The 24,994-nt window shown below is 47.9% G+C and carries 23 protein-coding genes, 1 pseudogene and 1 riboswitch; of the genes and pseudogenes, 22 read left to right on the forward strand and 2 right to left on the reverse strand.

What is annotated here, in order from left to right; genetic code table 11:
• Positions 1-19 precede the first annotated feature (19 nt).
• The 10 genes and pseudogenes from NO352_RS05835 (at position 20) to NO352_RS05880 (ending at position 8,376) form a co-directional block, all read left to right on the forward strand.
• The gene (locus tag NO352_RS05835; RefSeq protein ID WP_289355051.1) at positions 20-979 is read left to right on the forward strand and encodes a dipeptidase; all 960 of its coding nucleotides are present in this window, start codon (positions 20-22) and stop codon (positions 977-979) included.
• A gap of 204 nt (positions 980-1,183) precedes the next feature.
• Positions 1,184-2,917 (forward strand): 2-oxoacid:acceptor oxidoreductase subunit alpha, encoded by a 1,734-nt coding sequence (locus tag NO352_RS05840; RefSeq protein WP_289355052.1) that lies wholly within the window; start codon positions 1,184-1,186, stop codon positions 2,915-2,917.
• Between the two features lies 1 nt (position 2,918).
• Positions 2,919-3,785 (forward strand): 2-oxoacid:ferredoxin oxidoreductase subunit beta, encoded by an 867-nt coding sequence (locus tag NO352_RS05845; protein ID WP_268623141.1) that lies wholly within the window; start codon positions 2,919-2,921, stop codon positions 3,783-3,785.
• 104 nt (positions 3,786-3,889) lie between these two features.
• Positions 3,890-4,459, forward strand: coding sequence for a phosphate propanoyltransferase (gene pduL, locus NO352_RS05850; protein ID WP_005550487.1), 570 nt, complete (start codon positions 3,890-3,892; stop codon positions 4,457-4,459).
• A gap of 219 nt (positions 4,460-4,678) precedes the next feature.
• Positions 4,679-4,843 carry a hypothetical protein gene (locus NO352_RS05855; protein ID WP_157267239.1) on the forward strand — a complete coding sequence of 55 codons (165 nt, stop codon included), beginning with the start codon at positions 4,679-4,681 and terminating at the stop codon, positions 4,841-4,843.
• Between the two features lie 93 nt (positions 4,844-4,936).
• A complete protein-coding gene (locus tag NO352_RS05860) occupies positions 4,937-5,179 on the forward strand; it encodes a M23 family metallopeptidase (protein WP_289355053.1) in 243 nt (80 codons plus the stop codon).
• A gap of 59 nt (positions 5,180-5,238) precedes the next feature.
• Positions 5,239-5,463: a hypothetical protein gene (locus NO352_RS05865; RefSeq protein WP_005550485.1), complete on the forward strand. Its 225-nt coding sequence runs from the start codon at positions 5,239-5,241 to the stop codon at positions 5,461-5,463.
• Positions 5,453-5,644, forward strand: a pseudogene (locus tag NO352_RS05870) (helix-turn-helix domain-containing protein); the annotation flags it as partial. The gene NO352_RS05865 and the pseudogene NO352_RS05870, both read left to right, overlap by 11 nt.
• A gap of 588 nt (positions 5,645-6,232) precedes the next feature.
• A complete protein-coding gene (gene miaB / locus NO352_RS05875; RefSeq protein WP_289355054.1) occupies positions 6,233-7,786 on the forward strand; it encodes a tRNA (N6-isopentenyl adenosine(37)-C2)-methylthiotransferase MiaB in 1,554 nt (517 codons plus the stop codon).
• Positions 7,787-7,872: 86 nt separating this feature from the next.
• The gene (locus tag NO352_RS05880) at positions 7,873-8,376 is read left to right on the forward strand and encodes a YlbF/YmcA family competence regulator (protein WP_289355055.1); all 504 of its coding nucleotides are present in this window, start codon (positions 7,873-7,875) and stop codon (positions 8,374-8,376) included.
• Positions 8,377-8,464: 88 nt separating this feature from the next.
• Here NO352_RS05880 and NO352_RS05885 read toward each other — a convergent pair whose 3' ends face one another.
• Positions 8,465-9,472, reverse strand: coding sequence for an electron transfer flavoprotein subunit alpha/FixB family protein (locus NO352_RS05885; RefSeq protein WP_289355056.1), 1,008 nt, complete (start codon positions 9,470-9,472; stop codon positions 8,465-8,467).
• Positions 9,473-10,072: 600 nt separating this feature from the next.
• On the opposite strand from NO352_RS05885, the gene NO352_RS05890 reads away from it, so the two are divergent.
• From NO352_RS05890 to NO352_RS05925, 8 genes are all read left to right on the forward strand, one after another.
• Positions 10,073-11,890, forward strand: coding sequence for an acyl-CoA dehydrogenase family protein (locus NO352_RS05890; protein WP_268623147.1), 1,818 nt, complete (start codon positions 10,073-10,075; stop codon positions 11,888-11,890).
• Positions 11,891-11,968: 78 nt separating this feature from the next.
• Entirely contained in the window at positions 11,969-13,687 is a 1,719-nt protein-coding gene (locus tag NO352_RS05895; RefSeq protein WP_268623148.1) for a long-chain-fatty-acid--CoA ligase, read from the forward strand.
• A gap of 164 nt (positions 13,688-13,851) precedes the next feature.
• A complete protein-coding gene (locus tag NO352_RS05900) occupies positions 13,852-14,277 on the forward strand; it encodes a PaaI family thioesterase (protein WP_005550478.1) in 426 nt (141 codons plus the stop codon).
• 77 nt (positions 14,278-14,354) lie between these two features.
• Complete coding sequence (locus tag NO352_RS05905) at positions 14,355-14,906, forward strand: cysteine hydrolase family protein (protein ID WP_197267583.1); 552 nt, start codon at positions 14,355-14,357, stop codon at positions 14,904-14,906.
• Positions 14,907-14,958: 52 nt separating this feature from the next.
• A complete protein-coding gene (locus NO352_RS05910; RefSeq protein WP_412071104.1) occupies positions 14,959-16,461 on the forward strand; it encodes a nicotinate phosphoribosyltransferase in 1,503 nt (500 codons plus the stop codon).
• 206 nt (positions 16,462-16,667) lie between these two features.
• Positions 16,668-17,528, forward strand: coding sequence for an SMP-30/gluconolactonase/LRE family protein (locus tag NO352_RS05915; RefSeq protein WP_005550473.1), 861 nt, complete (start codon positions 16,668-16,670; stop codon positions 17,526-17,528).
• A 301-nt stretch (positions 17,529-17,829) separates the two neighbouring features.
• The gene (locus NO352_RS05920) at positions 17,830-18,849 is read left to right on the forward strand and encodes a P1 family peptidase (protein WP_268623159.1); all 1,020 of its coding nucleotides are present in this window, start codon (positions 17,830-17,832) and stop codon (positions 18,847-18,849) included.
• A gap of 25 nt (positions 18,850-18,874) precedes the next feature.
• A complete protein-coding gene (locus NO352_RS05925; RefSeq protein WP_289355057.1) occupies positions 18,875-19,588 on the forward strand; it encodes a lysophospholipid acyltransferase family protein in 714 nt (237 codons plus the stop codon).
• A gap of 59 nt (positions 19,589-19,647) precedes the next feature.
• On the opposite strand, the gene NO352_RS05930 is transcribed toward NO352_RS05925, so the two are convergent.
• A complete protein-coding gene (locus NO352_RS05930; RefSeq protein WP_005550466.1) occupies positions 19,648-20,601 on the reverse strand; it encodes an L-lactate dehydrogenase in 954 nt (317 codons plus the stop codon).
• Positions 20,602-20,826: 225 nt separating this feature from the next.
• On the opposite strand from NO352_RS05930, the gene NO352_RS05935 reads away from it, so the two are divergent.
• From NO352_RS05935 to NO352_RS05950, 4 genes are all read left to right on the forward strand, one after another.
• Positions 20,827-21,219 (forward strand): metal-sensitive transcriptional regulator, encoded by a 393-nt coding sequence (locus tag NO352_RS05935; RefSeq protein WP_268623151.1) that lies wholly within the window; start codon positions 20,827-20,829, stop codon positions 21,217-21,219.
• A 49-nt stretch (positions 21,220-21,268) separates the two neighbouring features.
• Entirely contained in the window at positions 21,269-21,469 is a 201-nt protein-coding gene (locus NO352_RS05940) for a cation transporter (protein ID WP_005550463.1), read from the forward strand.
• 128 nt (positions 21,470-21,597) lie between these two features.
• The gene (locus NO352_RS05945; protein ID WP_005550462.1) at positions 21,598-24,012 is read left to right on the forward strand and encodes a heavy metal translocating P-type ATPase; all 2,415 of its coding nucleotides are present in this window, start codon (positions 21,598-21,600) and stop codon (positions 24,010-24,012) included.
• Positions 24,013-24,210: 198 nt separating this feature from the next.
• Complete coding sequence (locus NO352_RS05950; protein ID WP_005550460.1) at positions 24,211-24,501, forward strand: HesB/YadR/YfhF family protein; 291 nt, start codon at positions 24,211-24,213, stop codon at positions 24,499-24,501.
• Positions 24,502-24,698: 197 nt separating this feature from the next.
• Positions 24,699-24,890, forward strand: a riboswitch (cobalamin riboswitch).
• Positions 24,891-24,994: the final 104 nt, after the last annotated feature.

Genomic DNA, 24,994 nt, shown 5'->3' on the forward strand with positions numbered 1-24,994 from the left:
AAGAAGGAGACGGGATAACATGACACAACGAATTATTGATTTTCATTGCGATGTATTGTACAAGATGCTCTACACAGGCAAACTGGATTTTATGAGCGAGGATGCACTGGATATTACGCTGCCGCGTATGCGGGCAGGTAATGTAGGCATGCAGGTTTTTGCGGTATTTTTAGAAGAAGCTTTACTTAGCGGCCCTCCGCAATTCTCTCAAATTTTGCGTTGTATTGATTTGCTGCGAGAACGGATATGTTCACTGCCAGACGTGTCCCTTATTCGGTGGCGCGAAGATGTTGAGCATTGGGAGCAAATTCCCCAGGCAACGGGGGCATTGCTGTCCATTGAAGGTGTTGACGGTCTGGAAGGCGACATGGTGTATGTGCGAACTGCATTTGAGCTTGGCGTTCGTTTCCTTGGATTGACTTGGAATCACTCGAACTGGGCTGTAGACGGAACCCTAGAGCCGAGGCAGGCTGGCTTTACGAACAAGGGGAAACAACTCATTCGCGAGTGTGACAAGCTGGGGATGATGGTAGATGTCTCCCATTTGAATGAACGTGCTTTCTGGGAGCTGTTGGAGCTCACAGCGCGTCCCGTATTCGCATCCCATTCCAATTCGGCTCATGTGCTTGCCCATCCAAGAAACTTGAGTGATGCACAGATTAAGGCGATTATCGAGCGTGACGGCAGAATCGGAATAACATTTGTACCGCAATTTATCTCGGATCGCCAAGCTGTTACGATTGAGGATTTGCTTCGCCATATCGATCGGATATGTGAATTGGGCGGTGAACATCATATCATGTTCGGCTCGGACTTCGACGGCATTGATCGCAAGGTGCAAGGGTTGGAACACGCCGGTCGATACGGCAATTTGCTGGAAGCGATCGAATACAGATATTCGTCGGAATTTGTCAATCGCATTGCTCATAGCAATGCTGTCCAGTTTCTGAAGACGAACCTTCCTGCGAGGAAAGGATAATTGTCCATTCATCTCATGAAGGTATCATATCTATCGAAACTTGCTATCGTGGACATCGGCGAAAACGCTTGCTTTTTCCAACCTCTGGACATAGAATGAGATTGACTCAACCATTACAGTATTTTACTTGTTACAATTTATCGAATTTTGGTGGCATCCGTCGTGATGCATATGCGAGTCACCTTTCAAAAGGAGTGGGCGAGCTTGATTAGTCAATTGTCTTGGAAAATCGGGGGTCAGCAAGGGGAAGGCGTAGAAAGTACGGACCGTATTTTCTCGACGGCATTGAATCGTCTTGGATACTATTTATATGGTTACCGTCATTTTTCTTCTCGTATTAAGGGTGGTCATACGAACAACAAGATTCGTATCAGTACGAAGCCGATTCGTGCAATTTCAGACGACTTGGACATTCTGGTCGCATTCGACCAGGAATCCATCGATTTGAACGTTGGTGAGCTTCGTGCAGGCGGCGTAATCGTTGCAGATGCAAAGTTCAATCCGACTGTCCCAGAAGGTGTAGATGCGCGTCTGTTCGCTGTTCCGTTCACAGCAATCGCGGAAGAGCTGGGTGCTTCTCTCATGAAGAACATGGTTGCTTCAGGCGCTTCATGGGCACTGCTTGGATTGCCGCTGGAGGTCTTCAACAAGGCGCTTGAAGAGGAATTCAGTCGTAAGGGTCCAGCAGTCGTAGAGAAGAACGTAGAGGCGGCACGTAGAGGTGCAGAGTTCGTGCTGGAGCAAGCAGGCGGTCCGCTTGATGATTTCAAGCTGGAGCCGGCTGATGGCAAGCAGAAGCTGTTCATGATAGGTAACGATGCAATTGGCTTGGGTGCAGTGGCAGCAGGATGCCGCCTGATGGCGGCTTATCCAATTACGCCAGCATCTGAGATTATGGAATATTTGATTAAGCGTCTGCCGAAGTTCGGCGGCACGGTTATTCAAACAGAGGATGAGATCGCAGCAGTTACGATGGCGATCGGCGCTAACTATGGAGGCGTACGTGCATTGACTGCGTCCGCAGGTCCTGGTCTATCCTTGAAGACTGAGGCAATCGGTCTTGCGGGGATGACGGAAACACCGATTGTAATCGTAAATACACAGCGCGGCGGTCCAAGTACAGGGCTTCCGACGAAGCAGGAACAAAGTGATATGAACGCGATGATTTACGGGACGCACGGTGAAATTCCAAAGATCGTGATCGCGCCAAGTTCAATAGAAGAGTGCTTCTTCGATACAGTAGAAGCATTCAACCTAGCAGAGAAATACCAATGTCCAGTTATCGTATTGACGGATTTGCAATTGTCTCTCGGCAAGCAAACATGTGAAATGCTGGATTATGAGCAAATCATGATCGACCGCGGCAAGCTGGTGAGTGATGTACCTCCGTTAGAGGCTAACCAACAGTTTAAGCGCTATGAGTTTACGGAAGACGGCATCTCTCCACGTGTTATCCCAGGAGAGAAAGGCGGGCTTCACCACGTAACTGGCGTAGAGCACGACGAGATCGGCAGACCGTCGGAAAGTGCAGTGAACCGCAAGAAGATGATGGACAAACGGTTGAACAAATTGAATGGGCTGCAGGTGACAAACGCCATTCATGCAGATGTACCGCATGAAGAACCAGATTTACTTCTGGTGGGTATGGGCTCCACAGGCGGTACGATTGATGAAGCGCGCAGACGCTTGGAAGCAGACGGTGTAAAGACGAACCACATCACCGTTCGTCAAATCTATCCGTTCCCAACAGAGCTATTCACTCCGCATGCGCAGAAGGCGAAGCAAATCGTTGTGGTAGAGAACAATGCTACTGGCCAATTGGCTGATCAAGTGAAACTGAACGTCGGATTCGGAGAGAAGCTTCGCCGAATTAATAAATATGATGGAACTCCGTTCCTGCCTTTGGAATTGTACAAACAAAGCAAGGAGTTGGTCTAGAATGGCAACGTTCAAAGAGTTTCGCAACAATGTGAAGCCGAATTGGTGCCCAGGCTGCGGCGACTTCTCAATTCAGGCAGCCATTCAACGCGCAGCTGCCAATGTCGGATTGGAACCTGAGAATTTGGCAGTTGTATCAGGGATTGGTTGTTCTGGTCGGATTTCAGGATATATTAATGCATACGGCTTCCACAGCATTCACGGCCGTGCGCTTCCAATCGCACAAGGATTGAAGCTGGCCAATCGCGACTTGACCGTCATTGCATCCGGCGGGGATGGAGACGGCTTCGCGATTGGGATGGGACATACGGTGCATGCGATTCGTCGTAACATCAACATAACCTACATCGTAATGGATAATCAAATCTATGGATTAACGAAAGGCCAGACTTCGCCACGCAGCGCGGTCGGCTTTAAGACGAAGAGTACACCGGAAGGCGCAATCGAGAACACATTGAGTCCGCTTGAAATTGCGCTCTCTGCGGGAGCTACCTTCGTAGCACAATCGTTCTCAAGTGATTTGAAGCAGCTGACATCCTTGATTGAAGAAGGCATCAAGCACGAAGGCTTCTCTTTAATCAACGTGTTCAGCCCATGTGTAACCTTCAACAAGATCAATACGTATGATTGGTTCAAGGAGAACATCATCAATTTGGATTCCGTGGAAGGCTATGATCCGTCTAACCGCATCGCGGCAATGACGAAGCTGATGGAAACAGATGGAATGATAACAGGTCTTATCTATCAAGATACATCGAAGAAGAGCTATGAGAATCTCGTAACTGGATTCCGCGCTGAACCGTTAGCGAAGCAAAATATTCGTCTTTCTTCTGAAGAATTTGACAAATTGGTGGCAGAATTCAAATAATTGTTGAAAAGGCATGCGTCTTTAGGCGCATGCCTTGTTGCTTTTCGTAGTATAATATGATTTGGTACTAGCTAGAGAGAACACATACGTGAGGTGGAAGAGAAATGAAAAACGTACCTGTCGGCGTATCCGCTCGCCATATTCATTTGACTCAAGAACATATCGAGATTTTGTTCGGCAAAGGCTATCAATTGACTGAGTTCAAGCCATTGTCCCAGCCAGGACAATATGCTGCGAACGAAACAGTTGAAGTTGTAGGTTCCAAAGGATCCTTCAATAAAGTTCGTATTTTGGGACCTGCACGCCCTGCATCCCAATTGGAAATTTCCCGTACTGACTCCTTTGCAATTGGTGTAAAAGCACCAGTTCGCGAATCTGGTGATATCGAAGGTACTCCAGGTATTCTTGTAAAAGGACCTGCCGGTGAAGTTGAACTGCAAGACGGCGTTATCGTAGCTGCGCGTCACATTCACTTCCATACTTCTGATGCAGAAAAATGGGGGATTCAAGACAAGCAAAAGCTTCGCGTACGTGTAGGCGGAGAGCGCGGTGTTGTATTTGAAAACGTGATTGCACGTGTTTCCGAAAAATTTGCATTGGACATGCATATCGACACAGACGAAGCGAATGCTGCTGGTGTAAAAAACGGCGACACAGCTGAGATCATTGATTAATTATTGAATCATACTAAGAAATTAAAGGTGCAGTCCTTATGGGCTGTGCCTTTTTTGCATAGATGACTACTTTGTAAGAGCAGAGTTCATATTAAATATGTAGTTTAGGCGCTGCCGCATAGACGGTCAGCGCTATGCTATTTTTATGCCCTCACCAGCGTGGGGGCTATTTCAATTGGGGAGGTTTAGAGATGGACAAATGGAAAGCGGTTTGGAGGCGTGGCAAGGACATTTTTCATTCTGCTGCTTCCGTGTGGCGGGCATCTGCTTGACGTCATGTTCGGGTTGCCTGGTCTTGTATTTGGGGCGATCGCCCTCAGTACTCTCTACCATGTGTTACAGTCCATGATAGCCAACAGCATAGGATCAGGATGGAATGACTAGCTGCCGCTGCCTGTATTGAATTGGGTTATTGAACTGGGCAAATCGGATCTTGATAAAAAATAACGGTTAGAGTCACGAAAAGGAGATGTCAGAATGACAATTAATTGGGGAGAATATGGATTCCGCGTAACAAGCCCATATGGATACAGAAGTGATCCATTCAACGGCGGCACAGTATTTCATACAGACATTGATATTGTTAAGAGCCATAAAGCTCCTATCTGTGCTTTCGTAGCTGGTGAAGTAGTACACGCCCGGGAAGGTCAAGCAGGTACAGGCTCCCGTCCTTCCGTTTTCAGGGGGGATTGGCTTATTTTCACTTGCAACATTAGTTGACGCGCGCCCGTCTTTAGGAAATGTAACACAAAGGAACATACCTAGGAGGCTTACAGACTATGAAAAAATCATCCAATGTATTGGCAACAGCAACGGTTTTAGCGATGCCAGTTCCTCCGGTTCACCCACTATTACCGAATGAGTTGACTCACTGTATTTCGAATGGTGTCATTACGGTTGTAAAGGACAATCAGATTACAATCGAGGGCAAGGAATTTGGGGAATACGCGATAAGCTGTCTCGTACTGAACGTAGATTCTTGTGGTGCTTGTGATGGCACCTAGAGTGAGTTATCCATTGGAAGTGAAGCTGAAAGCAATAGAAATGAGATTAGCGGGAATTACCGTTAAAGAAGTCATGAAAGAGTTACACATCAAAAACAGGACGCAAATACAAACGTGGATGAGATGGTACAAAAACGGAGAACACAAGCGACTTGAACAGCCTATTGGCAAACAATATAGCTTGAAAAGATACAGAAGGAAAGCGGAAAAGAATTGAATCTATAAAGTGAGTGGAAAATTAGCACCTTCAAGAGAATGTTCTTCCTCCTTATTCCTTATAACATCATTGTACGTCAATCAATATAAAATATTGACCTGAAATGGATTTCATCTTTATATGACTGCGATGCGTGGCCTCTGGGTGGATGAAGTATATACCTGCTTTAAAGTGCAATAAACCTGTTTATGACACAATGAGACCTAAGCCAAAAAAGTAAGCCCCGGCATGCTCCGAGGCTTTTTTTCATACATGATCCACACTCTACCGACAAAAACGATGTTTACACCAGGCCACTATGACCAATCCTGTCTATTTTGAATTTTGGAAATTCTTACTGTTTACAGTGTTTTGGATAGCATAGGGCCATGTTGTCCACTCCGAATAACTAAATATGGAAGTTCATTCTTGGCTCTCATCTTCGGATGATGGTATAATTCGAAGTGATGTTCATGTACATACATTGGTGGTTTGCATAAAGATAGAAGACTACAGATGAACACCACAATGAAAACCTACAGAATCGATTGAGAAGAAGGAGTGCCGACACAAATGAACAAAGAGTCGAAAGATTACTCCAAATATTTTGATTTCTCGAATGCCAAAGTCATTTCCGAGGATGAACAAGGTAAACGGATTCGTATAAATGGTCGTGAAATCAACATTATTTCGGAGCCTAACCAGCGTCAAGAGAAGCAACGGGGCAAACAGGATATTCAGGTGCATTATGATCAGGCAGTGACTGAGGAGCTAAAGGATCTAGGTGTTGGAAAGAAATATATCATCTATACATTCGGCTGCCAGATGAACGAGCATGATTCCGAGACAATGAGCGGCTTACTCGAACAAATGGGCTATGAAAAAACGGAAGATCGGAAACAGGCCGATATCATTTTATTAAATACATGTGCGATTCGTGAAAATGCAGAGGATAAAGTTTTTGGCGAACTCGGACATTTGAAGACATTGAAGCTGCAAAGACCTGGGCTTATTCTTGGCGTGTGCGGTTGTATGTCCCAAGAAGAAAATGTCGTGAATCGAATCATGCAAAAGCATCAATTCGTTGATATCGTATTCGGTACACATAATATTCACCGCTTGCCGGTGCTGATTCGCGATGCCTTGTTCAATAAGGAAATGGTCGTGGAGGTATGGTCTAAAGAAGGCGACATTATTGAAAATCTGCCGAAGAAGCGGGAAGGTATGCGAGCATGGGTCAACATTATGTATGGCTGCGATAAGTTCTGTACATACTGCATCGTTCCGTACACACGCGGGAAAGAGCGCAGCCGCCGTCCGGAAGACGTAATTGCTGAGGTTAGAGACTTGGCTCGTCAAGGGTTCAAGGAGATTACACTGCTCGGTCAAAATGTCAACGCTTACGGTAAAGATTTTGCCGACATTACCTATTCATTCGGCGATTTGATGGATGAAATTCGTACCATCGATGTACCGCGCATTCGCTTTACCACTTCTCATCCAAGAGACTTTGATGACCGATTAATTGAGGTGCTTGCAAAGCGCGGCAATTTGGTTGAGCATATTCATCTTCCTGTACAATCAGGAAGCACGGAAATATTGAAGAAAATGAGCCGCAAGTATGACCGGAAACGCTTCCTGGAACTGGCTTTCAAAATCAAGCAGGCGATTCCAGATGTCGTCTTTACGACAGATATTATCGTCGGTTTCCCAGGCGAGACAGATGAACAGTTCGAAGAAACGATGTCTCTCGTGCGAGAGGTAGAATTCGACTTTGCCTACACTTTTATCTATTCACCGCGAGAAGGCACGCCAGCGGCAGGGATGGAAGACAATGTTCCGATGGAAGTGAAGAAGGAGCGCTTGCAGCGCTTGAATGCACTGCTGCAGGAGCAGAGTCGTCGCAGTAACGAACGATTGATGGATCAAGTCGTTGAAGTCTTGGTAGAAGGGGAAAGTAAGAATAACCCTGACATTTTATCTGCACGTACGCGTACGAACAAGCTTGTCCATTTTGCAGGTCCGGCATCGTTGATCGGTCAAATCGTACATGTTAAAATTACAGATATTATGTCATATTACATCAAGGGTGTGCTTGTCACAGAACCGATGCAAATGACTTCTTAACCTTTTCTGTATTATCGGATACAATAAACGAGAAGAGATAGATTTTACCAATACAATTCAGGCCGAATAGATGGGAGAGGTTCTCATTGACGCAACAGTCACAATCTTCAAAGGTGAATTCGGAACACGCAGAACACTCGGAACATGAGGAGCATGTCCATCGATCGGGATGCGGAATACCGAAGTTCAATACGCGGGACTTGCTAGTCCGCGAAGATATTATGGCAAAGGCGAAGCAGTTGTCCGAGCTTATTCTCACGACAGATGAGGTTCGGCAATTCCAGCAAGCCGAGAAGCAAATTCAGATGCATAATAGGGTACAAGAGCTAATCTCCTCGATTAAGAAAAAGCAAAAGGAATTGGTTGCGTTCCAATCATTCCAAAATGCTAAGATGGTGGATAAAATTGAAAATGAGATTAGCGAGCTCCAAGACGAACTGGATAATATTCCGCTCGTTGTGGAATTCCAGCAAAGCCAGAGTGATGTAAATTATTTGCTTCAACTGATCATGTCGGTTATTCGTGACACGGTATCTGAGAAGATCGAGGTAGAAGCAGTCACACCAGAAGCGCCAGAATCATGCGATTAGCATAGGATGAAATAAGAAGGCTTCCTGCAGTTAAGGCGGGAAGCCTTCTTTTGCGATTGTTGAAGGAAATAGGGTGAGAGGAAGCAAATTAGGATAATAGCTTGCGGAATTGTTCGGTAAGCAGCGGCACAACCTCGAATAAGTCGCCAACAATAGCGTAATTGGCTACCTTGAAAATAGGAGCATATGGATCAATATTGATGGCAACGATAGTGCGGGATTGACCCATCCCTGCAATATGTTGGATGGCGCCGCTAATTCCACATGCGAAATAAATTTCGGGCGTAACGACCTTGCCCGTTTGTCCGATCTGCAGAGAGTAATCGCAATAGCCGGCATCACAAGCGCCGCGCGAAGCCCCGACTGCACCATTCAGTACACGGGCCAGCTGCTCCAGCGGCTTGAAACCTGCGGGGCTTTTCACACCGCGCCCGCCAGAAATAATAATTTTAGCCTCAGACAAATTTACAGATCCGCTCATTCTGGTCACAACTTCATGGACGACAGTCCGTAAGGATGAGGCCGGGGCAAGCAGGGAAATAAATTGAGGATCATTTACGGACTGATACGCGGGAAGCCTTCCAGCTTGTTGGGTTATAGGACTGAAGTAGTTAGGCCGGATCGTGATAATCCAAGGTCGGGCTTGGTTGGCAAAGCGTTTTGTTTCAAATGCTTTGCCTGCATAGACAGGTCTCAAGAACGTACTGCCAGCCGCATCCGATTGTATGGAGACGACATCTGAAATATGGCCAGTATGGAGCTGGGCAGCAAGCATAGGGGCAAGGTCGCGTCCCATAGCCGTGTGTCCAAGCAGCACGACATCTGGTGATTGCTGTTCCGTAAATGCTTGCAATGCCGAAAAATAGGTTTCTGCCTCGTAATATCTATACCTTTCATCATCTGCGCAGCTAACTTGCGCAATTCCTCGAATCTTTAAGGACTGGATGGTGTCCTCTGCAAGTTGATATCCAATGACAAGCACAATAATTCGATCATCAGGCTTCGCCATCTGCGCAGCAGCACCAAGCGCTTCGAATGTAACCTGGTGCAATCGAGTTCCACGTATTTCAGCAATTACAGCATATGTGCGGCTCATAGGGCAGCACTCCTTTCCAGTCGATAGCACGCTTGCGGCTTACTTGTAGATCTTATCGTTTAGAAGCAAGCGCATGGTCGATGTGTAACGAAGTGATTAGAGGGATGTCCGCCATAGTTCCCTTTCCACTTTCCTGTTTCTTTATTGCCATATTCGTCATAAGGATGAATAATCCTCTTTCCTCCGTCTTCCAAGAGCAGACCGGTCTGTAATTAAGACTTATTCTCAACTTTATGCAATCATTGTATGGGGGAATTTGTTAACTTATCTCTATTCCTGATTCAGCAATTTCATTAACCAGCGGTCATAGCAAGGGCAAGGACGAATTTTTTAGTGTCAAAACTCATATCCATCAAACATAGTTCTTTACGTACAGCCAAGTTGCGTGAGTACAGATTAGACAGCATCCTGCATAAGGAAGGGGAGAAGGGTTGCTAATTTATGTAAAATGGCTTGTCTTACTCATTACAAATGGGGGACGGATAGCTGTAAACCCGTCTTTCGGCATAGGTTTGGCTACATAGGCTTGGGACAGCCTGGGACGAAGCTATCCGAACAGCACTGTACGAGATGAACAGCATGGGACAGGAGGAATGAGGCATGGATGCAGCGTCTACGACGCGAATAAGGGGCGGTGGTTTCGTTATTGACGAGCCGAAGCTTGAATGGGTAGTAACGCCCGAGGATTTCACCTCAGAGCAGCGGTTGTTCGCCGATACAACAAAGGCTTTTGTCGAAGGGGATGTGCTGCAGCATGATGAAGAGATTGAACGGCTCAATTACGAGCTGACAGTTCAACTGATGCGCAAGGCTGGTGAGCTCGGCCTATTAGCCGTGGATATACCCGAAGTTTTTGGCGGGCTGGGACTCGATAAGGTGAGCTCCACGATCGTAAATGAGAATCTGGCGAAGGCATCGTCCTTCGCATTGTCCATTGGGGCTCACGTAGGGATTGGGACACTGCCGATCGTGTACTTTGGAACCGAACAGCAAAAGCGCACATATTTGCCGCAACTAGCAACTGGCGCTAAAATAGCCGCCTATTGTTTAACCGAACCCGCCTCAGGATCTGATGCACTAGGCGCTCGTACAACTGCTAAGCTGACTGAGGATGGGGCCCATTATACTTTAAACGGCTCAAAACTGTATATTACGAACGCAGGATTTGCGGATATTTTTATCGTATATGCGAAGGTAGACGGTGAGAAATTTACGGCGTTTATCGTGGAGCGGGGCATGGAAGGATTTACGGTTGGACCGGAAGAGAAAAAGATGGGAATCAAGGGCTCATCCACCTGCCCGATTTACTTTGATAACATGCGTGTACCTGTTGATAATGTGCTCGGAGAGATCGGGAAAGGGCACCTTATTGCTTTTAACATATTAAATATCGGCAGATTCAAGCTAGGGGCGGGCTGTCTTGGCGCAGCAAAGGAAACGATCCAGCTGGCTTCTGCCTATGCGAATGCAAGAACGCAGTTCGGCAAGCCGATCAGCAGCTTCCCGCTTATTGGGAAGAAGCTTGCCGAGATGAATACGCTAACTTATGTATTAGAAAGCATGGTTTATCGAACCTCTGGTTATATCGACGCTATGCTCCAGGGCTTACATGAGAAGTCAACGGATACGGGAACACAAGGCGGTACGCATACGGTCGCGTCTCCAGCCAAAGCAATCGCAGAATTTGCCCTTGAATGCTCCATTATTAAGGTGTTCGGCAGTGAAGCACTGCATACAATTGCGGATGAAGGCGTGCAAATTCACGGTGGCTATGGTTACACCCAAGAATACAAGGTGGAGCGAATTTATCGTGATGCGCGCATTAACCGCATTTTCGAGGGCACGAATGAAATCAACCGGCTTCTCATTCCAGGTACGCTGCTGAAAAAAGCATTGAAGGGAGAGCTCCCATTAATGGAGCGATTGGAGCGGCTGCAGGAAGAGGTGCTTGCATTCCGTCCATCTCTTAGCGACAGCGAAGAGGATCCCTTGTCTGTTCTATATGGACTATTGAACCAAATGAAGACCGCTTTTCTGGTCGTGGGTGGAACCGCTGTTCAGAAATATGGAACACGTATCGAGGAGCAGCAGGAGGTTCTCTCTGCCCTTGCTGATATGATGATTTACATTTATGCGGCAGAAAGCGCGATACTGCGAACGAATAAGCTAATCAACCGCTTTGGAGAGGAGAAGGCTGCTCTGGCTATGCGGATGACTCAGGTATTCGTTCGCGATTCGATCCAGGTTATCGAGCAAAGAGCAAAGGAAACACTCCATGAAGCTGCATCAGGGGACGTGCTTCGCACGCAGCTCTCTTTGCTCAAGAAGTTCAGCCGCACCTCGCCATTGTCCTTAATTTCGCAGAAGCGGGACATCGCTGTTCGTGTAATCGCGAACGAACGGTATATCGTGATGTAATTAAGCGCTATTTTCAGTGACTGATCTGCGCTGCTGCCTTGCGCGCAGCGCAGACAGAACGAGGAAGGGGAGTAGCACATGAGTGCTGATGAAAGGCCTTGGCTGCGCCATTATCCGAAAGAAGTAGCTCCGTCGTTCGACTATCCGAAGCATAATGTGGCACACCTGCTGGAGAAGGCTGCTGCTGAGTACCCAGAGCGTACAGCGATTGAATTCATGGGTAAGGCGCTTTCTTATCGTGAATTGCTTGCTTCAGTTTATCAATTTGCAGGCGGCTTGCGCTCGCTCGGGGTGAGTGCAGGGGATCGGGTTGCCATCATGCTGCCGAATTGCCCGCAAATGCTTATTGCCTATTATGGCACGTTATTTATGGGTGGAATCGTAGTGATGACCAGTCCGCTGTACATGGAGGGAGAACTGGCTCACCAATTGGAGGATTCAGGGGCAACGGTAATCATAACACTCGATTTGCTGTTTGCTCGTGTACTGCATGTCAAGCAGAAAACCAAGCTTAATCATATGATCGTAACCTCGATCCGTGATTATTTGCCTTTCCCGAAAAATTGGCTGTATCCGCTCAAAATGAAGAAGGAAGGTCAATCGCTTGCGGTTCCCGAGGTGCCTGGTGTAATACGCTATAAGCGCTGGCTCGCTTCAAGTGCTCCGCTGACTACGATTTGTCCTGTCGATGCCGAGCAGGATGTGGCTATGTTTCAATATACGGGCGGGACAACAGGAGTAGCCAAGGGTGTCATGCTGACGCATTATAATTTGCTCGCAAATACAACGCAAACGGCAAATTGGTTCTACTGCGCACAAAGAGGCAAGGAAACGTTTCTTGCAGCACTTCCGTGCTTTCATGTATTCGGCTTGACGGTTCTTCTTAATTTGGGCATCCATCTGGCAGGCAAGCTGATATTGCTGCCGCGGTTCGATACAAAACAAGTGCTGGAATCGATCTCCAAGGAAAAGGTAACGATATTCCCCGGCGCTCCGACAATGTATATTGCGATCAATCACCATAAAGAGATTGCTCGTTATGATTTATCATCGGTGCAGGCATGTGTGTCTGGTTCCGCGCCTCTCCCGCTTGAGGTACAAGAAAGATTTGAAGCCATTACGGGCGGGAGATTGATTGAGGGATACGGCTTAACAGAGTCTTCCCCGGTTACGCATGCCAATCCGGTATGGGGGTATCGGAAGGCTGGAACGATTGGGGTTCCATTCCCGGACACTGATGCTAAAGTTGTAAATCCAGATACTCTTGAAGAATTGCCGATAGGCTCTATCGGAGAGCTCGCCGTACGCGGACCGCAGGTTATGAAGGGGTATTGGAATCGGCCTAGAGAGACAGCGGAAGTATTGAAAGAGGGCTGGCTGCTAACCGGTGACATGGCGAAGATGGATGAGGATGGGTTCTTCTCGATCGTTGATCGGAAGAAGGAGATGATTAATGCAAGCGGATTCAAAGTATTCCCGCGCGATGTAGAAGAGGTGCTGTTCGAGCATCCTCAGGTGAAAGAAGCAGCAGTAATCGGAGTTCCAGATCCATATCGAGGGGAAACGGTCAAGGCTTTCATCGTACGAGTGGATGGTTCAACGATTACAGAGGAGGACTTGGTCGGTTGGTGCCGTGCGAAGCTGGCTGCATTTAAAATTCCTCGGCAAATCGAGTTCCGAGGGGAGCTGCCTAAGACGATGGTTGGCAAAGTGCTTCGCCGTAAGCTGGTTGAAGAAGAGGCGCAGCGCCGGCTCCAACACGAGCATCATGGCGACAACTCTTCTGACGATAAGTAGCAGGAGACGAACCATTTGAAGCAACAATGTGATAAAATAGAGGAGAAGGCCGGTCATCAAAACGATCGGCCTTCGCTTCTTTCGACATTTTGTTAGTGATAGAAGGGCATAATGTCGGTATACTGTAAGGTAAATAATGGCGGATAAATCGAGAGGTGGCCAACATGAGCAACGAGCAAATCTTGCGGTGGGATGAAATAAAGGAAAGCGCGCAAACGTCATTCTGGGGATACTTGGGCTGTGAGCTCGTTCATGCGGATGAGAAGGAAGTGGTCGTTCGTCTTGACGCGAAGGATCACCATTTGAATATGATGGGCATTGTGAATGGAGGCGTATTATCTTCTCTGCTGGACAATACGATGGGGATTGCCGCCACTGCATATAAGCAGGATCAGAACATTGTGACGGGGAGCTTGAATGTGAACTTTTTACGTCCAATGAAGCTGGGCATATTGGAAGCTCGAGCGCATGTTACCCATGCAACGAAGCGCGTGCTTACGATTCAAGGGACAATTGTGAACGAGCAAGGTGAGCTCGGTACGATGGCGACAGGAACTTTTCACGTGAGAAGCCCGCGTGCAGGTGGTTGACATTTAGCACCGATTTGTCATAATGACGATAAGCTAACTATCGGATAGCGGGCCTCGGAGAGGGGATGCAATTGGAATTGAAGGCATTAATTGTCATTGATTATACGTATGATTTTGTGATTGGTCGCCTTCCTTGCGGAGATCCAGCCGTACATATCGAGGATCGTGTTGCGGATTTGGTAGAGTCCTTCGCGGCTGCTGGTGATTTTGTTACGATGGCCGTGGATCTGCATGAGGAGCAGGATCCGTACCATCCGGAATCAGCGTTGTTCCCGCCCCATAACATTCGGGGGACTGAAGGGCGGAACCTATACGGTAAAGTAGCCGATGCCTACGAGCGTCATAAATCAGATGTATATTGGATGGATAAGACCAGATACAGCTCATTTTGCGGTACCGATCTAGATATGCAATTGCGAGCTAGACATATTCAAGAGATTCACTTGGTTGGCGTATGTACAGACATCTGCGTGCTTCATACGGCAGTGGATGCTTATAATAAAGGATATAAAATTGTTGTTCATGAGGATGCTGTTGCAACCTTTAACGGGCAAGCTCATGCGTGGGCATTGCAGCACTTCCGCAATTCGCTTGGTGCCCAAATTGTAAGCGGGTACCGCACAGAATAGTTAATTGCCGCATACAGTCTGACTGGTAAACGGTAGAAAGAGAGATGACTTGATGAATACATCAATGGCCTTACACACAGATAAATATCAAATCAATATGATGTATGCGCACTGGAAGAATGGCACACATAATCAGCAGACGGTGTTTGAAGCATTTTTCCGCAAGCTGCCCTTCCATAATGGGTATGCCGTGTTCGCCGGTCTTGAGCGAATTGTTGAGTATATTGAGCATTTGCATTTCACAGAAGAAGACATAGAGTATCTAGGTATGCAGGAAGAGCAATACGAGAAAGCGTTTCTGGAAGAGCTGCGCGCATTCCGTTTTACCGGACAGATTGATGCAGTTCGAGAAGGTACGCTCGTATTCGCCAATGAGCCGCTTATTCGCGTAGAGGGACGTGTGTTCGAAACGCAACTGATTGAGACAGCTCTATTGAACTTCATGAACTTTCAGACATTGATCGCAACCAAGGCTTCGCGCATCAAGCATGTCGCTCCGAACGATATTTTGATGGAATTCGGCACACGCCGGGCCCAAGAGGCAGATGCTGCATTATGGGGCGCGCGTGCAGCTTACTTGGCAGGCTTCCATGCCACTTCAAATATGCTCGCGGGCCGTAGGTTCGGTATTCCGACAAAAGGGACGCATGCTCATGCGTGGGTGCAAAGCTTCGAGAGCGAGGAAGAGGCTTTTCATGCATTCGCTGAAGCGCTGCCTAATCAGGTGACGCTGCTCGTCGATACGTATGATACGCTGCACAGCGGAATTCCGAATGCGATTCAAATTGGTCTTGAGCTGGAGAAAAAAGGGAAGAAGCTACAGGCGATTCGACTCGACAGCGGGGACATTGCGTACTTGTCCATTCAAGCCCGCAAGCTGCTGGATGAGGCCGGTCTGACTGATGTGCAGATTTGTGCATCTAACGATTTGGATGAGTATACGATTTCAGACTTGAAATCACAGGGTGCTCGTGTGGAAATGTGGGGAGTCGGCACACAACTGATTACGGCAGCGGATCAGCCTTCGCTTGGCGGCGTGTACAAGCTTGTATCTCGTGAAGTAAACGGAGAGATGCAGCCAACGATCAAAATTTCTGCGAATCCAGAGAAGGTCACGACGCCAGGCAAGAAGGATGTTTACCGCATCATTCATAAGAAAAAGAAAAAAGCGATCGCTGACTACATTTGCCTCTCTGAAGAGGATGATGTAAAGCGTCGGGCGAAAATTAAGCTGTTTGATCCAATTCACCCATACTTACACAAATATGTGGAGAGTTATGATGCAGAACTGCTGCTTCAGCCTGTATATCGGGACGGCAAGCTTGTATATGAACGCCCGCCTCTGGAGGAGATCCGCAACTACCATAAGGAGCAGCTGCAACTGTTCTGGCCGGAATATTTGCGGAAGACGAACCCAGAGCAGTATCATGTCGATGTGAGCACGAAGGCCTGGGAGCTCAAGCGCGACATGATTGAGGCGCATGTGCAAGAGAAGGAAAAATTGCGTTCATTCCAAATGGATGCTGGAGATTCGGATGAGGATCACGATAAATAATGAACATCGGTGAGTTGGACAAGCTCTGATCATACGAGTTGACTTCCCCGTCTAACGCGAGATTGTGCGAATTTTATGCGGGGATAGGAATCGCTGTCATACTGCAATTGCGGCTATGAAGCGATTTACTTCTGTTAGGCCGTACCATGAGCAAGATCGTTTAACGTTATGAATGATGTACATGCGAAGAGGGAGAGGGAGATAGCATGAGTCAGACGTTTGATGGATCAGTGGAAATGCGAAGCAGTGAGGTATTTACACCACAGCATGGGTTTACACAAGGCATAGAAGGTCCTGCTTGCGATAAGGAAGGCAATTTGTACGCGGTCAATTATGAACGCCAAGGCACTATTGGAAAAGTCACGCCGGCAGGCGAATGCTCTGTGTTTCTGGAGCTTCCCGAGGGATGCATAGGCAATGGTATCCGCTTTAATCGCAGAGGGGAGATGTGCATCGCCGATTATGCAGGACATCATGTGTTCCGATATTCCTTTGTGACGAAGGAGCTGCAAGTGCTTGCACACGATCCAACAATGAATCAGCCGAACGATATTGCAATTATGGCGAATGATATTATATTTGCAAGTGATCCGAAGTGGGCCGATGATTCCGGGCAAATCTGGCGCATCCGTCCAAATGGAGAAATGACATTGTTGGAAACGGGCATGGGAACTACGAACGGCATAGAGGTGAGCTCGGACGAGCGTCTGTTGTATGTTAACGAGTCGGTTCAACGCCGAATATGGGTCTATGATCTTCATGAGGACGGAAGTATTTCGAACAAGCGGCTATTTCATGAGTTTCCGGATTTCGGACTGGATGGGATGCGCTGTGATATAGACGGCAATCTGTACGTTGCTCGCTTTGGCAAAGGGACGGTAGCAGTTCTCGCTCCGGATGGAACTCTGCTCGAAGAGATACGACTCCATGGAAGCAACTGCACAAATGTGACCTTCGGTGGCGAAGATGGATGTACCGTATATGTCACGATGATGGATCAGGGCAATGTCGAGCGATTCCGAGCGAACCGTCCTGGCCGCTGCCGCAGATTGTTCGGACTTGTATAACATCCTAATGTCAAAGAGGAGCCCATTGCAATCGGGCTCCTTTCTCTGCTTCATGCAGGATTTTGGTCTATCCGATGTATGACAGGCCAAGGGGCCGCTATCTCGGGAAAGGAAGACAAAATTATTTCTCGGGAAAGCGCAAAAACGTGCATTTTTCTGCAAGAGTTTACTTTTTTCGACAATCTTCCTCTTACAGGCGTGTAGGCTTGCCCAAAATGGTGCCACGTTCTTGTTGCAATCTGAAGCGGATTGGTGTGGAAATAGCAGGGCGCATCATAATCACACCGGAAAGGGTGAGCATATGGAATCATCCCATTATACGAATAGAGCGGGTGACAAGCCCGCTCGCTATCCTGGATCAATAACAGATGTACCTGGCATTGCTGTAGGCCATGCACAGGACAATATTGCACTTACGGGCTGTACTGTCATTGTAGCCGAGCAAGGCGCTGTATGCGGCGTCGATGTCCGGGGTTCAGCGCCAGGTACTCGTGAGACGGAGCTTTTGCAGCCGACGGCGCTCGTTCAGCATATACATGCTCTTTGCCTTAGCGGCGGAAGCGCATTTGGACTTGCTGCCGCACAAGGGGTCATGCAGCGGCTGCAGGAGCAGGAGATTGGATTGGATGTAGGCGTTGCGAAGGTGCCAATCGTACCTTCGGCGATTTTATTTGACCTGGCGCTTGGCGATCCCACAGTTGTACCAACTGCAGAGATGGGATATGCGGCTGCAGTGAGCGCTTCATCTGGAATGGTTGCTGAAGGGAATGTTGGTGCGGGAACGGGTGCAACGCTTGGCAAATTCGCGGGCACTGATCGGTCAATGAAAGGCGGATTCGGCACGGCTTCTGTACAATTGCCCAATGGACTGATTGTTGGAGCCGCTGTCGCAGTCAATGCAGTCGGCGAGGTTAGACACCCGAAGAACGGCAGAACACTGGCTGGTGCAAGATCAGATGAAAAGGGGAGCTTTATTGATCCGTTGTCCTTTCTTACCCAATTGGCTAATCCTTTTCAAGGAACGTTGAAGCCGGGTACGAATACGACGATTGCTGCGGTTGCCTGTAACGGTTCATTCACCAAAACCGAAATGACGAAAATTGCTCAAATGGCCCACAATGGATTGGCTCGAACGATTTATCCAGTCCATACGATGTATGATGGGGACACAGTGTTCGCAATGACGACGGGCGGAGTTGAGTCTTCTGTGGATCTTGCAGGGATGTGGGCAGCGGAAGTGCTTGGCTATGCTGTTCATAATGCCATTGTTGCGGCACAATCTGTAGACGGCACGCCATGTTCGCAGGAATGGCTGACTTGATCGATATGTAGAAGGGAATTACAGCATGAAATTCATACGAACAATCATTTGGTTTATTTATTTTTGGCTTTATTTAATTTTTATCATTCCAGGTATGATGAAGGCGAATAGACTGTACAGACAAGGGCGACTTGAAGAGCTGGACGCTTACACAGCCAAACAGGTAGGAAGGTGGGCACGTTCCTTACTGCGTGTAGCTGGAGCGAAAGTCACAGTACGTGGATTGGAACATATTCCGGAAGGCGGTGCAGTCTTTATCGCCAATCATCAAGGGAATTTCGATGTACCGATCATGCTCGGACATATCGGCAAGCCGAAGGCGCTGATGGCTAAAGCGGAGTTAGCCAAGCTGCCCTTCATTCGCGTATGGATGAAATACTTGCGCTGCATTTTCGTGGATCGGAGCAATGTACGCCAGGCGATGAACAGCTTGAATGAAGCAGGCAAGCTTGTAGGGAGCGGGCATCCTATTGTTATTTTCCCTGAAGGAACGCGCAGCAAGGGCGATCAAATCGGGGAGTTCAAAAATGGCGGCTTCCGAGTGGCTACAAAGTCAGGAGTGCCTATTGTGCCGGTTCGTATATCCGGTTCGTACAAGCTGATGGAGGCGAACGGCAATTGGATCCGCCCAGCTCATGTCGAGGTGACGGTTCTTCCAGCCGTTATGACTTCCGCTCTGTCGAAAGAAGAGGCAGCAATGCTGCCAGAGCAAGTGCGCACCATGATCATAAATGCATAATACAGGAAAGGCGCATCTCTTTAGAAGAGTGCGCCTTTTTCATTAGGATGAATCAGAAGCTATTTTGGGAACACCGAAGAGATAGCTTGTTTGAGTACGCTTGCGGAATGGTGCAGCTTCTGCATCTCTTCTTCGGACAAGTGCAGCTCATAAATATCGCGGATACCTTGACGATTGACGACAGCCGGCACCCCGATATAGACATCGTCCAAGCCGTACTGGCCAGTAAGCAGTCCAGATACGGACAATACAGAGTTCTCATTCTTCAGAATGGCCTTCGTCAAGCGAGCCAATCCCATGGCAATTCCGTAGTAAGTTGCACCTTTGCGTTCGATGATATGATAAGCCGCATCACGCACATTGACGAAAATCTCATCCAATTCTTCTTGAGTAGGATTGCCATGTGTCTTGCGATAGTGCTCAAGCGGTTGGCCGCCGATGCTGACATTACTCCACACAGGAAGTTCAGTGTCTCCATGTTCGCCCATGATATAAGCGTGGACGTTGCGCGGATCGACGCCGATCTTTTCACCCAACAAGTAACGAAGGCGTGCTGTATCTAAAATGGTGCCTGAACCGATGACACGGTGCGCAGGCAGACCAGAATATTTCCAGGTTGCATATGTAAGGACATCGACCGGGTTCGTCGCGACGAGGAACAATCCGTCAAAGCCGCTTTCCATAACGGAAGTGACGATCGATTTGAAGATGTTCGCGTTTTTGCCGATCAGATCAAGTCGAGTTTCGCCAGGAGCTTGGTTCGCGCCTGCTGTAATGACAACTAAGTCCGCGTCCTTGCAATCGCTGTAGTCTCCGGCCCAGATGCGCATATTGGATGCGAATGGAAGTCCATGATTCAAGTCCATCGCATCTCCCTCTGCTTTTTTGCGGTTTGCGTCGATGATGACAAGCTCAGCGGCCAAGCCTTGATTGAATAATGCGAATGCGTAGCTAGAGCCTACAAAGCCCGATCCGATCAATGCGACACGGGACACTTTTGTCATTTGAGTCATAATAAGTATTGCCTCCTCTTAAGTAGTAAACGATAAATTCATGTGTTGACCAGCGACAAGAAGCCAGACTAACCACTTAAATTTTAACCATTTTCCGAAAAAATAACCAACCCTAATTTTCATGCTACAAAAAGTACCATTCAGTTTAAAAAAAAGAGTGAGAAAAAAGGCTTGCATAGGGTGGGGGGGTATAGTATATTGGATACATGAGGTGGTGATACACAAATGTCAAACGAACGTATCGATAAACAAGTCGATGACGTACTGGACGCTGCTTTCGAATCAGATGATGGTTGCTCCTCAATTGAGGATGGGGGGGTATGCCATTCAACAGAAGGCAAGAGGAAGAGCCATCACTCTGACGAAATGAAGAAGAAGCTGATTCACCGATTGAATCGCATTGAAGGTCAAGTGCGGGGCGTGAAATCCATGATTGAACGAGATACTTACTGTGATGATGTACTAAATCAAATCGCATCCATCCAGTCGGCTCTTCATTCTGTTGGAAGATTGCTGCTCGAAGGGCATATGAAGAGTTGTGTCGTTGAGCGCTTGCAAGATGGTGAACCGGAAGTTATTGATGAACTGTTAACAACGATTCATAAATTACTTAAATAATAATGGTTGTTCCAATCTAAAGCAACAGCCGCAAGGGGAGGAAATCGTGATGACAAACGTAACATGGAAAGTAGAAGGCATGACATGCGGGCACTGCAAGCAAGCGGTAGAACGTGCGGTTGAAGGTACAGGAGCTTCAGCTCAAGTTGATTTGGCAGCGAAGCAAGTGACGATATCGTATGATGAGTCCAAGGTGAAGCCAGAACAAATTCGCGAGGCAATTGAGGATCAAGGATACGATGTAGTTTAATAATTAGGGCGCGGCGCTTTCATCCTGCCCGAAATCATTCAACCGAGAATACTCCTTACGAGGAGTTTTCTTTTGGAATTGGATATAGGGTATAGGGGTATATTTATGAGAGTAGGGAGGACTTGACCATGGCAGAAAAGCATACAACGTTGCCGATTGAAGGCATGACCTGTGCTGCGTGTGCAACCCGGATTGAAAAAGGCTTGAAGCGCATGGACGGCATAGAGGAAGCAGCAGTAAATCTGGCTTCTGAACGAGCAGCCGTGCAGTATGACGGCGATGCTGTATCCTTACAGCAGGTTGTAGATAAGATTGAGCATCTGGGGTATAAGGTGCCGGTTGAAACAATGGATTTGCAAATTGAAGGCATGACCTGTGCCGCCTGTTCAACCCGAATTGAAAAGGGGCTGAATCGATTGCCGGGCGTGCAGAGCGCTGCCGTTAACTTGGCGACTGAGACTGCAAAAATAACTTACATTGGATTAAAGCAAGAAGATATTTTGAATAAAATTGCCCAGCTTGGATATACAGGCCGATTGAAGAAGGAAGAGGGTGAAGGGGAACAAGAGTCGCCGACCCAGCGGAATATGCGCCGTCTGCGCAACACATTTCTTGTCTCGGCTATTTTGTCGATTCCGCTTCTATGGTCGATGGTAGGACATTTTTCGTTCACTTCATGGATATGGGTGCCGGAATGGTTCATGCACCCTTGGGTGCAGATGATTCTAGCTGCGCCGGTTCAATTTATCATTGGTGCACGGTTCTATGTGGGGGCGTACAAAGCGCTTCGCAGCGGCAGTGCCAATATGGATGTGCTGGTTGCTCTCGGCACGACTTCTGCGTATGTGTACAGTGTGTATTTGGCGTGGCAATGGCAAATCGGCCAACTTCATCATCCTGAAATGTACTTTGAAACGAGCGCTGTGCTCATTACCCTTATTCTGCTTGGAAAATGGCTGGAGGCTTCTGCGAAAGGGCGCTCCTCTCAGGCAATTCGCGCTCTCATGGGACTTCGTGCTAAAACGGCAACGGTTGTGCGCAATGGCGAACAAGTAGAAGTGCCAGTGGAAGATGTGGCGAGTGGAGACATCGTGCTCGTTCGTCCAGGCGAGAAGGTTCCAGTAGATGGAGTTGTCGTTAGTGGTACTTCAACCGTAGATGAGTCCATGCTGACTGGGGAAAGTGTTCCTGTGGAGAAGCAGGCTGGGGATAATGTGTATGGTGCTACAGTGAATGCGCAAGGCGCCTTCACGATGCAAGCGACTCAGATAGGCTCCGAAACGGCTCTGTCGCAAATTATTAAAATCGTCGAGGAAGCACAGGGCTCCAAGGCTCCTATTCAGCGGATTGCGGATAAAATTTCAGGCATTTTCGTACCGATCGTCGTTGGGATTGCAGTTCTTGTGTTTTTGCTATGGTACTTCGCAGTTGAGCCCGGGAACTTCGGTATCGCCTTATCTCGTACCATCGCTGTGCTCGTCATTGCTTGTCCATGCGCATTAGGTCTGGCTACACCAACTTCCATCATGGCTGGTACGGGTCGTGCGGCCGAATATGGTGTTCTATTCCGTGGAGGCGAGCACTTAGAGGGAGCTTATCGAGTTCAGACTGTTGTGCTCGATAAGACGGGTACCGTAACAGAAGGGGCACCTTCGCTTACCGATGTTGTGCTTCCTGATGTGAATGAAGAGGAGAAGGCAGAGCTTTTGACCCTGCTTGCATCTGCCGAAAAGCAGTCTGAGCATCCGCTTGCGCAAGCGATTGTGAAGGGACTGTCCGAGCAAGGAATTAGTACGGTTGAGCCGACTTCATTCCGCGCTGAGCCTGGATATGGCATAGAGGCTCAAGTAAATGGGCAATCCATCATTGTCGGGACGCGCAGATGGATGGAGAAGAACGGAATCGTAAGCAGTAACGCGGAAGCAGCACTGCAGGAGATGGAACAGTCAGGCAAGACGGCGATGTTGATTGCGGTTGATGGCAAGTGGAGAGGGATTGTTGCTGTAGCTGATCAGGTGAAGGCTTCCTCGAAGCAGGCGATTGAGCGGCTCCATCAGATGGGGATTCGAGTAGTGATGATGACAGGGGACAACATTCGAACAGCGAAAGCCATCGCTTCACAAGTCGGGATTGATGATGTATTTGCAGAGGTGCTGCCTGAACAAAAAGCGCAGCATGTTCGTGAGCTGCAGCAGGACGGCACAGTCGTTGCCATGGTAGGCGATGGCATCAACGACGCACCTGCGCTTGCCGCGGCTGACATTGGCTTCGCTATCGGTACAGGGACGGATGTAGCAATGGAGACAGCAGGTGTAACTTTGATGCGCGGCGACTTGAACGGGATTGCTGATGCGATGGAGATGAGCCGCCGGACGATGCGCAATATTAAGCAAAACTTGTTCTGGGCGCTTATTTACAATACGCTCGGCATTCCGATTGCAGCATCCGGTCTGCTTGCTCCATGGCTTGCAGGCGCGGCCATGGCGTTCAGTTCAGTCTCGGTCGTGCTCAATGCGCTTCGTCTTCAGCGGATCAAGCTGTAATTTCAAGGAGAGGCTTTTCTGAGCTATAGTGGATGATTGCCGACAACGGACATATGTTGTATGCTCAACATCTGCGTAATGCGGACAGTCGGAAAAAGTCGCAGACCATGTTCGTACCAAACACTTTGGTGTTAACAAATGATATATGCGCGTGGTATGATCATAAATGATGATAGGTTGGATTAAGGAGGTCTGAGCATGCAATTACGCGTTACAGCGAAGGCAGTCGAGCGTTTTTTGGCCGATTGGGGATTTACAGCAGGAGATCAAGTGCGCATCTTTGTGCGCTACAGCGGATTCAGTGCTTCAGGGCCTTATTCATTCGGCATCATGAAAGACAGTCCGCAATATCCAGCAGTGACGGAAGTCGTGAACGGCATTACGTTCTTTATGGAGCAAAATGATGTATGGTTCTTGGATAATCGCGAATTGACGCTGGATGAGAAGGACGAAGATATTGTTTTCGTACATGAAGGGATGGTCATCTAGCATATCACCCCATCAATGATCGTTAGGCGAGCCGTGAGGCTCGCCTATTGTGTATGTAAGGGGAGCTTATGTACAAATGAAGCGGGCGGGGTTAGGATTTTTTTCGAATAGAAACTGAGAAAAAATTCTTGTCAATCGCTCTGGTTAGATATATAATCGTTCTCAATTGGAAGATGTGTGAAAGCGGCTTTCAATGTAATTAAATATGGGAAACAGGTGCTTCGGGTAACGTCGAAGCTTAATAGGGAAGCCGGTTGGAAATCCGGCGCGGTCCCGCCACTGTGACAGTTGAGGTATTGCGAGAGAGCCACTGGTTTGTAAGGAATCGGGAAGGCTGCAATGGCCAATGAAGCTGAAGCCAGGAGACCTGCCTGTTTTGACAACACTGTTCGTACCTACGGGAGATAGGGAAGTGTTCGTAAGCATGGATATCGTCATTTCGATTCCTCTTAGCATGAGGTGTTTTTTGCTAATGAGCCGGAAGGAACGATCT

The organism is Paenibacillus sp. S-12 (genome assembly GCF_030363895.1).
GTDB classification, from domain to species: Bacteria; Bacillota; Bacilli; order Paenibacillales; family Paenibacillaceae; genus Paenibacillus_B; species Paenibacillus_B alvei.